The organism is Rhodococcus sp. B7740 (assembly GCF_000954115.1).
GTDB lineage: Bacteria > Actinomycetota > Actinomycetes > Mycobacteriales > Mycobacteriaceae > Rhodococcoides.
Window position 1 is genome coordinate 782,771 of sequence record NZ_CP010797.1, and the last position, 12,823, is coordinate 795,593.

At 67.1% G+C, this 12,823-nt stretch carries 16 protein-coding genes; 14 read left to right on the forward strand and 2 right to left on the reverse strand.

Annotated elements, in window-relative coordinates; genetic code table 11:
- Position 1 precedes the first annotated feature (1 nt).
- The 11 genes from NY08_RS03680 to hisI all read left to right on the forward strand — a co-directional run bounded on the left by NY08_RS03680 (position 2) and on the right by hisI (position 8,486).
- Positions 2 to 520: a DinB family protein gene (locus NY08_RS03680; RefSeq protein ID WP_045194968.1), complete on the forward strand. Its 519-nt coding sequence runs from the start codon at positions 2 to 4 to the stop codon at positions 518 to 520.
- A gap of 89 nt (positions 521 to 609) precedes the next feature.
- Positions 610 to 1,962, forward strand: a complete 1,353-nt coding sequence (gene hisD, locus NY08_RS03685; protein WP_045194970.1) for a histidinol dehydrogenase — start codon at positions 610 to 612, stop codon at positions 1,960 to 1,962.
- Entirely contained in the window at positions 1,959 to 3,089 is a 1,131-nt protein-coding gene (locus NY08_RS03690) for a histidinol-phosphate transaminase (RefSeq protein ID WP_045194972.1), read from the forward strand. The genes hisD and NY08_RS03690 overlap by 4 nt, the downstream gene beginning before the upstream one ends.
- Positions 3,086 to 3,709 (forward strand): imidazoleglycerol-phosphate dehydratase HisB, encoded by a 624-nt coding sequence (hisB, locus tag NY08_RS03695; RefSeq protein ID WP_032394340.1) that lies wholly within the window; start codon positions 3,086 to 3,088, stop codon positions 3,707 to 3,709. The genes NY08_RS03690 and hisB overlap by 4 nt, the downstream gene beginning before the upstream one ends.
- 61 nt (positions 3,710 to 3,770) lie before the next feature.
- Entirely contained in the window at positions 3,771 to 4,889 is a 1,119-nt protein-coding gene (locus tag NY08_RS03700) for an MFS transporter (protein WP_045199661.1), read from the forward strand.
- A complete protein-coding gene (gene hisH / locus NY08_RS03705) occupies positions 4,886 to 5,515 on the forward strand; it encodes an imidazole glycerol phosphate synthase subunit HisH (RefSeq protein WP_032394339.1) in 630 nt (209 codons plus the stop codon). The genes NY08_RS03700 and hisH overlap by 4 nt, the downstream gene beginning before the upstream one ends.
- Positions 5,512 to 5,718, forward strand: a complete 207-nt coding sequence (locus NY08_RS03710) for a hypothetical protein (RefSeq protein ID WP_032394338.1) — start codon at positions 5,512 to 5,514, stop codon at positions 5,716 to 5,718. The genes hisH and NY08_RS03710 overlap by 4 nt, the downstream gene beginning before the upstream one ends.
- A gap of 56 nt (positions 5,719 to 5,774) precedes the next feature.
- Positions 5,775 to 6,509, forward strand: a complete 735-nt coding sequence (gene priA, locus NY08_RS03715; protein ID WP_032394337.1) for a bifunctional 1-(5-phosphoribosyl)-5-((5-phosphoribosylamino)methylideneamino)imidazole-4-carboxamide isomerase/phosphoribosylanthranilate isomerase PriA — start codon at positions 5,775 to 5,777, stop codon at positions 6,507 to 6,509.
- 7 nt (positions 6,510 to 6,516) lie between these two features.
- Entirely contained in the window at positions 6,517 to 7,347 is an 831-nt protein-coding gene (locus NY08_RS03720; RefSeq protein ID WP_032394336.1) for an inositol monophosphatase family protein, read from the forward strand.
- A complete protein-coding gene (gene hisF, locus NY08_RS03725) occupies positions 7,344 to 8,117 on the forward strand; it encodes an imidazole glycerol phosphate synthase subunit HisF (protein ID WP_032394335.1) in 774 nt (257 codons plus the stop codon). The genes NY08_RS03720 and hisF overlap by 4 nt, the downstream gene beginning before the upstream one ends.
- A 15-nt stretch (positions 8,118 to 8,132) precedes the next feature.
- Complete coding sequence (hisI, locus tag NY08_RS03730; RefSeq protein WP_032394334.1) at positions 8,133 to 8,486, forward strand: phosphoribosyl-AMP cyclohydrolase; 354 nt, start codon at positions 8,133 to 8,135, stop codon at positions 8,484 to 8,486.
- Here hisI and NY08_RS03735 read toward each other — a convergent pair.
- The gene (locus NY08_RS03735) at positions 8,477 to 8,983 is read right to left on the reverse strand and encodes a MarR family winged helix-turn-helix transcriptional regulator (RefSeq protein WP_032394333.1); all 507 of its coding nucleotides are present in this window, start codon (positions 8,981 to 8,983) and stop codon (positions 8,477 to 8,479) included. The two genes, hisI and NY08_RS03735, sit on opposite strands and share 10 nt — an antisense overlap.
- 183 nt (positions 8,984 to 9,166) lie before the next feature.
- Complete coding sequence (locus NY08_RS03740; protein WP_032394332.1) at positions 9,167 to 9,628, reverse strand: peroxiredoxin; 462 nt, start codon at positions 9,626 to 9,628, stop codon at positions 9,167 to 9,169.
- 56 nt (positions 9,629 to 9,684) lie between these two features.
- Here NY08_RS03740 and NY08_RS03745 point away from each other — a divergent pair, with 56 nt between their 5' ends.
- The 3 genes from NY08_RS03745 to trpC all read left to right on the forward strand — a co-directional run bounded on the left by NY08_RS03745 (position 9,685) and on the right by trpC (position 12,804).
- Entirely contained in the window at positions 9,685 to 11,253 is a 1,569-nt protein-coding gene (locus NY08_RS03745) for an anthranilate synthase component I (RefSeq protein WP_045194974.1), read from the forward strand.
- Positions 11,250 to 11,915 carry a TIGR02234 family membrane protein gene (locus tag NY08_RS03750; protein WP_045194976.1) on the forward strand — a complete coding sequence of 222 codons (666 nt, stop codon included), beginning with the start codon at positions 11,250 to 11,252 and terminating at the stop codon, positions 11,913 to 11,915. Before NY08_RS03745 ends, NY08_RS03750 begins: the two co-directional genes overlap by 4 nt.
- Positions 11,916 to 11,994: 79 nt before the next feature.
- Positions 11,995 to 12,804 (forward strand): indole-3-glycerol phosphate synthase TrpC, encoded by an 810-nt coding sequence (gene trpC, locus NY08_RS03755; RefSeq protein ID WP_032394329.1) that lies wholly within the window; start codon positions 11,995 to 11,997, stop codon positions 12,802 to 12,804.
- The last annotated feature ends 19 nt before the right edge of the window (positions 12,805 to 12,823 follow it).

A 12,823-nucleotide genomic window follows, 5' to 3' on the forward strand; every position in this document is an offset into this window, starting at 1 on the left:
CATGCCGATCGATCCCGATACCAAGAACTGGACCTGGGTACTCGAGCGAGCGTGCCCGGACTGCGGGTTCGACTCGAGCGCCGTCGTGTACGACGACATCCCGGACCTCATCCGCGCCGACGTCGAGCGTTGGGAGGCGGTGCTGCAGCGCAACGACGCAGCACTGCGCCCCGACGACTCGACGTGGTCCGCGCTCGAGTACGCCGCGCACGTACGTGACGCGCACCGCATCTTCCGCACCCGGCTGGCGTTGGTGTTGGCCGAAGACGATCCCGAGTTCGCCAACTGGGATCAGGACGCCACGGCGCTGGCCGAGAACTACAACGCCCAGGACCCAGCGAAGGTGGCATCCGAACTCGGTGACGCTGCGCGCGCCCTCGCGGACGATTTCGCTGCCGTTCCGCCGGAGAACCGGCAGCGGACCGGTCGACGAAGTGATGGATCGAACTTCTCGGTCGAGTCACTGGCCGCCTACTACATTCACGACCCCATCCATCATCTGTGGGACGTGCGGGGCTGAGCCGAATTCGGTGGAACTATCCTGGGTGTTCGAACCACACTGTTTCGACCGAACCCCGGCACCGAACCGACTTCACGAAGGGGCCCACTATGCCTGCCCGCATCGAGCTCGCCCGCGTCGATCTACGCGGACGAACTCCATCCACCGCCGAACTACGCGGCGCACTTCCCCGAGGCGGAGTGGATGTCGATTCGGTGCTGCATCAGGTTCGCCCTGTCGTCGACGCCGTCCGAGAACGCGGCACCGAGGCTGCGCTCGAGTTCAGTGAGAAGTTCGACGGCGTCCGGCCGGATCGCGTTCGCGTCCCGCAGGAAGAACTGGTCAAGGCCCTCGCCGAGCTCGATTCGGATGTCCGAGCCGCCCTCGAGGTCGCCATCGAACGAACCCGTCTGGTGCACTCCGATCAGCGCCGAACCGACCACACCACACAGGTGGTGCCCGGCGGCACCGTGACCGAACGCTGGATCCCGGTCGATCGCGTCGGGTTGTACGTGCCCGGCGGTAACGCCGTGTATCCGTCGTCGGTCGTGATGAACGTGGTGCCTGCGCAGATCGCAGGCGTCGGATCTCTGGTGGTGGCGTCGCCGCCGCAGAAGAACTTCGGCGGACTGCCGCACCCGACGATCTTGGCCGCGGCCCAGCTGCTCGGCGTCGACGAGGTCTGGGCGGTCGGCGGCGGCCAGGGTGTCGCGCTGCTCACCTACGGTGGCGTCGACACCGACGGCGGCGAGTTGGCACCGGTCGATCTCATCACCGGTCCCGGCAACATCTACGTCACCGCCGCCAAACGACTGTGCCGCTCGCTCGTCGGAATCGACTCCGAGGCAGGGCCGACCGAGATCGCGATCCTCGCCGACGCCACCGCGGACCCCGTTCACGTGGCAGCTGACCTCATCAGCCAGGCCGAACACGACGTCATGGCGGCCAGCGTGTTGGTCACCGACAGTATCGAACTGGCCGATGCCGTGGACCAGGCCGTCAACGCACAGATGGCGTCGACGCGGCATGCCGAGCGGGTGGCCACCGCGCTGAACGGCAGCCAGTCCGGCATCGTGCTGGTCGACGACGTCACGCAGGGATTGGCCGTGGTCAACGCCTACGCCGCCGAGCACCTCGAGATCCAGACGAAGGACGCATCCGACGTCGCAGCTCGGGTGCGCAGCGCCGGTGCCGTGTTCGTCGGAGCGTGGTCGCCGGTGAGCCTCGGCGACTACTGCGCCGGTTCCAATCACGTACTGCCGACGGCAGGATGCGCGCGCCACTCGTCCGGCCTGAGTGTGCAGACGTTCCTTCGCGGTATCCACGTGGTCGACTACAGCGAAGCCGCCCTGAAAGACGTTGCGGCGCATGTCATTGCGCTCGCCAACGCCGAGGATCTACCGGCCCACGGCGAGGCGGTGCGGCTGCGGTTCGAAGTGTTGCGTACCGGTGATGCGTCATGAGTGATGCTTTGGGACGGTCGATCTCGCTGGACGACCTCCCGCTGCGCGAGGCGCTGATCGGCAAGTCACCCTACGGCGCGCCGCAGCTCACCGTGCCGGTTCAGTTGAACACCAACGAAAATCCGCATCCGCCGACGCAGGCATTGATCGACGATGTAGCCGACTCCGTTCGGCTCGCCGCCGGGCAGCTGCATCGCTACCCCGATCGCGATGCCGAAGCGCTGCGGGCCGACCTGGCTCGATACCTCACCGCGCAGACCGGCTTCGCCGTCGACACCGCCAACGTGTGGGCGGCCAACGGCTCGAACGAGATTCTGCAGCAGTTGCTCCAGGCCTTCGGGGGACCGGATCGCACCGCGCTCGGATTCGTGCCGTCGTACTCGATGCACCCGATCATCTCCTCCGGGACGCAGACCGAATGGATTCCGGCCAAGCGTCGGGCAGATTTCTCTCTGGACGTCGACTACGCCGTCGGTGCGATCGAAGAACGCAGGCCCGACGTCGTGTTCGTCACCAGCCCCAACAATCCGACGGGCCACAGCATCGACGAGGCGGATCTACGCCGAATCCTCGATGCCGCACCGGGAATCGTGGTGGTCGACGAGGCCTACGCGGAATTCTCCTCCGCGCCCAGCGCCATCGGGTTGATCGAGAGCTACCCCGGCAAGATCGTGGTCAGCCGAACCATGAGCAAGGCGTTCGCGTTCGCCGGTGGCCGGTTGGGATATCTGGTGGCTGCCCCGGCCGTCGTCGACGCAATGTTGTTGGTGCGCTTGCCCTATCACCTCTCGGTCGTCACGCAGGCGGCTGCACGAGCGGCGTTGCGGCACGCCTCGGACACTCTCGGGAGCGTGGCCGAGCTCTCCGCCGAACGAGATCGGGTGGCAGCGGCTCTGGGAGACCAGGGTTACGAGGTGGTGCCGTCCGACGCCAACTTCCTGCTCTTCGGCAGGTTCGCCGATGCGGCCGCGACCTGGCAGCGGTACCTGGACGACGGCGTGCTCATCCGGGACGTCGGGATTCCCGGCTATCTGCGCGTCACCATCGGATTGGCGCACGAGAACGACCGATTCCTCACCGTCAGCGCAGCACTCGCATCGACCGAAACAGCAGAGGCACCGAAGTGACCACACCCGCTCCCCGCATCGCCAAGATCGAGCGCACCACCAAGGAATCCGACATCTCGGTGGAGCTGAACCTCGACGGCACCGGCATCGTCGACATCTCCACCGGTGTGCCGTTCTACGACCACATGCTCACCGCGCTCGGAACCCACGCTCGGTTCGACCTGACCGTGCGGGCGAAGGGCGACATCGAGATCGAGGCGCACCACACCGTCGAGGACACCGCGATCGTGCTCGGCCAGGCTCTCGGCCAGGCCCTCGGTGACAAGGCCGGCATCACTCGGTTCGGCGATTCGTTCATCCCGATGGACGAAACACTGGTGCATGCGGCGGTAGACGTGTCCGGTCGTCCGTACTGCGTGCACACCGGAGAGCCCGATTACATGGTGCACTCCGTCATCGGCGGCTACCCGGGCGTTCCGTACTCCACGGTGATCAACAAGCACGTGTTCGAGACGCTGGCGTCGAACGCTCGGATCGCGCTGCACGTGCGGGTGATCTACGGCCGGGATCAGCATCACATCACCGAGGCCGAGTTCAAGGCCGTGGCTCGGGCATTGCGCCAGGCCACCGAGTACGACCCTCGCGTGACCGGTGTGCTGTCCACCAAGGGAAGTCTGTGACCGGTCGATCGGCGCTCGTGCGTTGAACGGCCTGAGCTCCGTCCGTGGTCTTCCGGCCGCGATGGCGATGGGCGCGGCATCGTTCGGCGGCTGGGGATTACTGCTCCCGGTGGTTCCCCTCGCGGTGTCCCAGTCCGGATCATCGGACGCGGTGGCAGCGGCCAGCACCGCGATCTTCATGGCCACGACGGTGATCACTCAGCTGTTCGTGCCGAGCATGTTGATGCGAGTCGGCCACCGCGCGGTTCTGGCCGCCGGGTGTCTGCTTCTCGGGTTGCCCGCCCTGCTGTTCATCGTCTCCGTCGATGCCGTACCGGCGCTGGCGGTGTCCGCGCTGCGGGGCACCGGTTTCGGAATGTTGACGGTTGCCGGTGCGGCCATCGTCGCCGAGCTCGCTCCGACAGCGCTGCTCGGCCGGGCCACGGGTGCGCAGGGGATCGCCGTCGCTCTGGCTCAGATGGTCACGTTGCCACTGGGTCTGGTGATTTTCGCGGCGAGTCCGACGGCCGTGTTCGTACTCGGTGCTCTCGTGCCCGCCGCAGGCCTGATCGGCGTCGCGCTCCTGCCGCCCACCCGACCCGCCCCGCAGCCGCCCAGAATCGAGCGAGTTCGCCTCGACAAGCGCCGATTCCTGGTGCCTTGTCTCGTGGTGGCCTCGGTGTCCGCGGCCTACGGGGGAATCACCAGTCTGTTGCCGATCGCCGAATCGAACCGAGCCGCGATGATCGGACTAGCCCTGGCCGTCGTCAGTGCCTCGATGCTCGTCGGGCGTTACGCCGCGGGGTCGGTGGCCGACCGCATCGGGATCGGACGCTCGGTGTTTCCGGCGTTGGTGTCGGCGGCAATCGGTATCGCTCTGTTCGCGATCGCCGCGCTCGGCGGCATGCCCGCTGCGCTGTTCTTCGTCGCAGCCGTCCTGTTCGGAATCGGGTACGGCGCGTGCCAGAACGACAGTCTCGTGATGGCTTTCGACGCAGCCGGTCCGGCCCGATACAGCAGCGCGAGCGCCGTCTGGAACATCAGTTTCGACGCGGGTACCGGGGCGGGCGCACTCGCCCTCGGTGTCCTGGCGACGAGTGTGGGTTACACCGCGGGATTCACCGCAGCAGCAACGACGGTGGTCGCAGTCGCGGCGGTGGCGCTCGTCGCGAGACCACGCCCCGATAGACTTCCCGCATGACTTCTGTGGTGTTGCTCGATTACGGCTCGGGCAATCTGCACTCGGCGAAGCGGGCTCTCGCCCGAGTCGGTGCCGATGTGACCGTGACCTCGGACTTCGACGAGGCACTGAATGCAGAAGCGCTGGTCGTTCCCGGTGTCGGTGCATTCGCCGCCTGCATGGAAGGGCTGCTGGCGGTGAAAGGCGAGCGCATCATCGGGCGACGCCTGGCGGGCGGACGCCCCGTCCTCGGCATCTGTGTCGGAATGCAGATCCTCTTCGACCGCGGGGTCGAGTTCGGGGTCGAGGCCGACGGGTGCGGGGAGTGGCCGGGAACGGTCGAGCGCTTGCAGGCCGAGGTGCTGCCCCACATGGGATGGAACACCGTCGAGGCACCGGAGAAGAGCGTGCTGTTCGACGGCATCGATCCCCAGACCCGGTTCTACTTCGTGCACTCCTACGCCGCGCAGCAGTGGGAGCTCGAACCCAGCGACACCATCGCTGCCCCGTTGCTCACCTGGGCCGATCACGGCGGCCGGTTCCTCGCCGCGGTCGAGAACGGCGCTCTCTCGGCCACCCAGTTCCACCCGGAGAAGTCCGGCGACGCCGGGGCCGCGCTGCTCGAGAACTGGGTCCGATCGGTGTGAGCGACCGCGAGTTCTCACTCGGGCGCTTGGCGGTTCGCGCACTCGGTGCCGCTGTGGCGGTGCTGGCCATCGCGACGGCATTGATCGCTGTGCTGCAGCCGAGTGCCGGGGTGGGCTTGGTCATCGCATTGGCCGGTGTGGTCGGCGCGATCGCGGCGATGGGTGTGGTGTCCACGCGCATGACGCGCAAGGAACTCCGGTAGGACCACAGGCGACCCGTTTTGAGTTCACGGACGCTCGGCCCGTAGCATAACCGCACGTGAGCCTGGTCTTATTGCCTGCTGTCGATGTCGCAGGCGGCGAAGCTGTCCGTCTCGTTCAAGGAGAAGCCGGAAGCGAAACGAAGTACGGGTCGCCCCGTGACGCGGCCCTCGCGTGGCAGAACGACGGTGCCGAGTGGGTCCATCTGGTGGATCTCGACGCTGCGTTCGGGCGCGGATCCAACCGCGAGCTGCTGGCGTCGGTCGTCGGCGAGCTCGACGTCCAGGTGGAGCTGTCCGGCGGAATTCGGGACGACGAGTCGCTGCGCGCGGCGCTGGCGACCGGTTGTGCGCGAGTCAATCTCGGCACCGCAGCGCTCGAGGATCCGCAGTGGTGCTCCCGCGCGATCGGCGAGTTCGGTGATCGCGTCGCCGTCGGTCTGGACGTGCTGATCGTCGACGGCGCACCGCGGTTGCGCGGCCGCGGCTGGGTGAGCGACGGCGGCGATCTGTGGGAGGTTCTGGAGCGGCTCGAGCGCGACGGGTGCTCGCGCTACGTCGTCACCGACGTCACCAAGGACGGCACGTTGACCGGGCCCAACCTCGAACTGCTCGCCGACGTGTGCGCCAAGACCGACAAGCCGGTCATCGCATCGGGCGGCGTGTCCACGATTGCCGACCTGGAAGCGATCGCCGGACTGGTCGACCGCGGTGTCGAAGGTTCCATCGTCGGAAAGGCTCTGTACGCCGGACGTTTCACGCTTCCGGACGCTCTCGCTGCGGTGTCTCGGTAACGCAGGAATGACCCTTCCCGAGGAACCGACTCGTCTGCTCGAGATCGCCGGAGGTCTGCTCGACGGCATCCACGATCGGTTCGTCGCCGGCGTCGGCGCACCGAGTGCAGTGCAGAAGGGCCCCGACGACTTCGCCACCGCAGTGGATCTGGAGCTCGAGCGGCGGCTCGGTGCGGAATTGCACGAAGCCACCGGAATCGCTGTTCACGGTGAGGAGTTCGGGGGACCGGATCTGAACTCGGGACTCGTCTGGGTGCTGGACCCGATCGACGGCACCTTCAACTATTCGTCGGGATTGCCGTCGGCCGGAACGTTGTTGGCGTTGCTCGACGATGGCGAGCCGATCCTCGGGCTCACGTGGCTGCCGTTGGTGGACCAGCGTTTCGCCGCTGTGGCAGGCGGCCCCCTGTTGCTCAACGGTGCCGCACTTCCGGCGCTGCAGCCGAAAGCATTACGCGAGTCCATGATCGGGTTCGGTGCGTTCAATGTGGCCAGCCGCGGTTCGCTGCCGGGTCGGTTCCGATTCCGCATCCTCGAAGAGCTGTCGATGCATTCCTCGCGACTGCGGATGCACGGTGCCACCGGAGTCGATCTCGCCTACACCGCCAGCGGAGTTCTCGGCGGCGCGGTGGTCTTCGGGCACCGGGCCTGGGACAACGCAGCCGGCGCACTGCTGGTACGCGCGGCAGGCGGAATCGTCACCGACCTCGCGGGCGAACCCTGGACGGTCGACTCGGCGTCGGTGCTCGCAGCCGGACCGGGAGTGCACGAAGAATTGCTGAAGGTGATCACCGAACTCGGTGATCCAGTCGACTACCTGGAAGGACCGGTGCGATGAGCGTCGCGGTCAGAGTGATCCCGTGCCTCGACGTCGACGCCGGACGCGTCGTCAAGGGAGTGAACTTCGAGAACCTCCGCGACGCAGGCGATCCCGTCGAGCTCGCGGCCGCCTACGACGCGCAGGGGGCCGACGAGCTGACCTTCCTCGACGTCACCGCGTCGACGTCGGACCGAGGCACGATGCTCGACGTCGTGAGCCGCACCGCCGAGCAGGTGTTCATCCCGCTCACCGTCGGCGGGGGAGTGCGCACCGTCGCCGACGTGGATCGACTGCTGCGAGCCGGGGCGGACAAGGTCAGTGTCAACACCGCAGCGATCGCGCGACCGGAACTGCTGCGTGAACTGAGCGAACGATTCGGTTCGCAGTGCATCGTGCTCTCGGTCGATGCACGAACCGTTCCCGACGGTCAGCAGGACACCCCGTCGGGCTGGGAGGTCACCACCCACGGCGGCAAACGCGGCACCGGCATCGATGCCGTCGAATGGGCAGTACGGGGAGCGGAATTGGGCGTCGGTGAGATCCTGCTCAATTCGATGGACGCCGACGGAACCAAAGCCGGATTCGATCTGCCGATGATCGCCGCCGTCCGGAGCGCGGTGCACGTGCCGGTGATCGCCAGTGGCGGAGCAGGCGCCGTGGAACACTTTTCGCCGGCAGTGCACGCCGGCGCGGACGCGGTTCTCGCCGCGAGCGTGTTCCATTTCGGTGATCTCACCATCGGCCAGGTCAAGGATGCGATGCGTGCCGAACGCATCGTCGTCCGATAGCGAAGAGGATTTCCGATGACACTCGACCCGAGTCTGTCCGCGCGGCTCAAGCGCAACGAGGCCGGACTGTTCAGCGCCGTCGTGCAGGAACGGTCGACCGGTCAGGTACTCATGGTGGCCTGGATGGACGACGAGGCGCTGGCACGAACCCTCGAAACCCGCAAGGGCACTTACTATTCCAGGTCCAGGCAGCAGTACTGGGTCAAGGGTGAGACGTCGGGCCACACGCAGTACGTGCACGAGGTTCGACTCGACTGCGACGGTGACACCGTGCTCCTGGTCGTCGACCAGGTCGGCGCGGCGTGCCACACCGGCACGCACACCTGCTTCGATGCCGACGTCCTGTTGGGCCCCGACCCTCAGGCGTGACCGGTTCCGGCCGCGATTCCCTTGTCCAACTGCGTCAGCAGAGTCGAGCTCAGGGTCGCGAGCTGCTCGACCTCCGCGTCCGAGAGCCCCTCGAACACCAGTGACTGCACCGTGCCGACGTGCCCCGGTGCCGATTCCACGACCTTCGCCATGCCTGCGTCGGTCAGCACCGCATAGGACCCGCGGCTACCCGGGATCGACTCGCGCCGCACCCAACCGGCCTTCTCGAGCTTGGTCACCACGTGCGAGAGGCGCGAGAGCGACGCGTTCGCGTACTCGGCGAGGTCGCGGAGCTGGATCCGTCGCTGCGGATTCTCGCTGACCGTCGCGAGGACGAAGTAGTCGAAGTGGGTCAGCTGCGAATCGCGCTGCAGCTGAGCATCCAACGCTGCTGGAAGTCGAGTGACCAGGGCGACGAGCGACCGCCAGGCCTCCTGTTGACTCTCGGTGAGCCAACGGGGATCCACCGTGTGTTGCGGTGTCGCCGACGTGTTCATCCCAGGGAACCTCTCGATCTCTCGGTCGTTGCTGCAGGCTCCGATGATCTCTCTCGGTCGTTCCCGCAGGCTCCACTCCTATCCGTGGGTCGTTCCTGCAGGCTCCACTCCTGCCCAGATAGTTGTGGTCTGCACATGATGCCTCGAGGTTCCCCCACCCGAGGCATCGCGTCGGACAGTGCTCTAGGTGCGATGTGCCCGCAGGTACTCGAGAGCCTTGTCCGCGTGGGCCTCGAACCGGACCTCGCTCGAGAAGGTCTCGAGGACCTTCCTGTCGGTGCCGATGACGAACGTCGCACGCTTGACCGGGGAGAGCTTGGCCAGCAGACCACGCTTGACGCCGAACGCGGTGGCGACGGTGCCGTCCTCGTCGGACAGCAGCGGGTAGTCGAAGGACTTGGCGGCGGCGAACTCTGCCTGCTTCGCGACCGCATCGGCGCTGATGCCGACCCGGGTGGCACCGACCTCGGCGAACTCGGACGCCAGGTCCCGGAAATGGCACGCCTCGGCGGTGCAGCCGGGGGTGAAGGCAGCGGGGTAGAAGAACAGCACCACCGGACCGTCCGCCAGCAATTCGGTCAGCGTTCGGGTCTCTCCGGTCTGGTCCGGCAGGGAAAAATCGGGAACGAGCTCGCCTGGTTTCATGCTCGGCAGGTTACCGCGAGCGCCGACGCTCGTGCCGAACCTGGGAGGATGGTGGCATGCACGGCGAGACGACCACCGACCCCAGCCCCACTCCCGACACCGAGAACTCGGACTCGACGACCTCGCGTGAGGTGTTCCGGCATCTCGCCGCCGAGCACCGCGTGGTGCCGGTGACGCGAAAGGTGCTCGCGGACTCCGAGACCCCGCTGTCGGCGTACCGCAAGCTCGGTGCCGACCGACCCGGAACCTTCCTGCTCGAGTCCGCACAGAACGGCAGTTCGTGGTCCAGGTGGTCGTTCATCGGTGCAGGCTCTCCGGCGTCGCTCACCGTCATCGACGGTGAGGCCGCATGGCGCGGCAACGTTCCTGCAGGCGTGCCGAGCGGCGGAGATCCTCTCGAAGTGCTGGCGCGGACTCTGGAGCTGTTGCACTCGGAGCGGCTGCCAGGTCTGCCTCCGTTGACCGGCGGCATGGTCGGGTACCTCGGATACGACTCGGTGCGGCGCATCGAGAAGCTGCCCGAGCATGCGCAGGACGATCTCGGTGTTCCGGAGTTGGTCATGCTGCTCGCGACCGATCTCGCGGCCGTCGACCATCACGAGGGCGCGATCACCTTGATCGCGAACGCGGTCAACTGGAACGGCACCGACGAGCATGTGGACGAGGCGTACGACGACGCGGTGCGCCGATTGGACCGTATGTGCGCAGACCTGTCGAAGCCCGCCGCCTCCACCGTCTCCACCGTGTCCAGGCCCAAGCCGCAGTTCCGCAGGCAGCGCACGTCCGAGGGCTTCGGTGCCGACGTCGCTCGCCTGGTGGAGGAGATCGAAGCAGGTGAGGCGTTCCAGGTGGTTCTCTCCCAACGTTTCGAGATGGACACCGATGCGTCACCGCTGGACGTCTACCGGATGCTGCGGGCCTCGAATCCGAGCCCGTACATGTACCTGATGCACGTACCGGGGGAGAACGACGAGACGGCCTTCTCCATCGTCGGATCGAGCCCCGAGGCATTGGTGACGGTGGTCGACGGTCTCGCCACCACGCATCCGATCGCGGGCACGCGGTGGCGAGGCACCTCCGAGGAAGAGGACGTGCTGCTCGAGAAGGATCTGCTGGCCGACGAGAAGGAGAACGCCGAGCACCTGATGCTCGTCGATCTTGGCCGCAACGATCTCGGGCGAGTCTGCGCTCCCGGCACCGTGCGAGTGAGCGACTACCGCCACATCGAGCGATACAGCCACGTCATGCACCTGGTGTCGACGGTCACCGGACGGTTGGCCGAGGGCAAGCGTGCCCTCGACGCGGTCAAGGCCTGCTTCCCGGCAGGCACCCTGTCCGGGGCACCGAAGGTGCGCGCGATGGAACTGATCGACGAACTGGAACCGACCCGACGCGGCATCTACGGCGGCATCGTCGGCTACCTCGATTTCGCGGGAGACGCCGACACGGCGATCTCGATTCGCACCGCACTGATCAAGGACGGCACCGCCTACGTTCAGGCCGGGGCAGGCGTCGTGGCCGACTCGGTTGCGGAGTACGAGGACGACGAGGCGCGGAACAAGGCGATGGCGGTGCTGGGAGCCGTCGCCGCTGCGGAGTCGCTCCGTGAGGTCGGCGGCCGATGACCGAGCGATCCAATCGCCGCGGGTCGGCCGCTCTGCCCGTCGCCCTTCTGGTCGTTGCTGCCGTGTGCCTGTGGGGCGCGTCGAGGATGACGTGGGTTCGGGTGACGTCGTTCGACGGGCTGGGGGAGAGCCGAACCGACGACCTGCTCGGCAGCACCTGGGCCGCTGCCACGACCCCGCTGGCACTGGTGTTGGTGGCGGCGATCGCCGCGTCGTTCGCCGTGCGGGGGTGGGCATCGCGGGTGCTCGCCCTGCTGATCGCCGTGGTGGCCGTGGCGGCCGCGATTCCGGCAGTTCGATTGCTCACTGCCGGGGCGTCCGATTCGGAGTCCGCGGCACTGGCTGAGCTTCCGGCCCGCGCCCAGGTGTCGATGACGGACGTGTCGGTTCTGCCCGCGATCGTCACCCTCGTCGGTGCACTCTGCGCCTTCGCTGCGGCTGTGGTGTCGATTCGGAAAACGTTTGCCACGCAGGTACTCTCGTCCAAGTACGACGCCCCGGCGGTGCGTCGTGACGAGGTCGCTCGTCGTGCGCGCAGCAGTGCCTCCGGTGCCGGTGTGCAGGACGAGGGCGAGGACCTCACCGAACGCATGATGTGGGACGCGCTCGACGCCGGCGAAGACCCTACCGACGAGTCCGGTACCCGGAGTTCGTCGGATTGAATCGGCCCTCTACGCTAGATCCGACCCCGATGAGATTCCTCACATCGGACGTCGACGCTCAGAAAGGACTGGGGGCACCATGACTGTTCTCGACTCGATTCTCGACGGTGTGCGAGCCGACGTGGCCGCGCGTGAATCGGTGGTCGATTTCGCCGCCGTGAAAGCAGCAGCGAAGGCAGCACCGGCCCCCCTCGACGCGGCAGCTGCCCTCCGTGAAGACGGCATCGGCGTCATCGCCGAGGTGAAACGAGCGAGCCCGTCCAAGGGTGCGTTGGCCGACATCGGTGATCCGGCCGTTCTGGCCCGCGCGTACGAGCAGGGCGGCGCGCGCATCATCAGCGTTCTCACCGAGGAACGTCGCTTCCACGGGTCTCTGGCAGACCTCGATGCCGTGCGTGCCGCGGTGTCGATTCCCGTGCTGCGCAAGGACTTCATCGTCGGCCCCTATCAGATCCACGAGGCTCGGGCCCACGGTGCCGACGTCATCCTGCTGATCGTCGCGGCGCTTGAGCAGGATGCGTTGGCGTCCTTGCTCGACCGCACCGAGTCGCTGGGCATGACGGCGCTGGTCGAGGTGCACACCGAGGCCGAGGCGGACCGCGCCCTCGAGGCCGGTGCCAGCGTGATCGGCATCAACGCCCGCAATCTGAAGACGCTCGAGATCGATCGTGACAGCTTCGGCCGTATCGCTCCCGGGTTGCCCAGCGAGGTCATTCGTATCGCGGAGTCCGGAGTGCGTGGCACTGCGGATCTGCTCGCCTACGCCGGTGCAGGTGCCGACGCGGTACTGGTCGGCGAGGGCTTGGTCACCGCAGGAGATCCGCGTACGGCCGTCTCGGACCTGGTGACGGCGGGCACGCATCCGTCGTGCCCCAAGCCCGCACGCTGACCCTGCACCGCTGACCCGG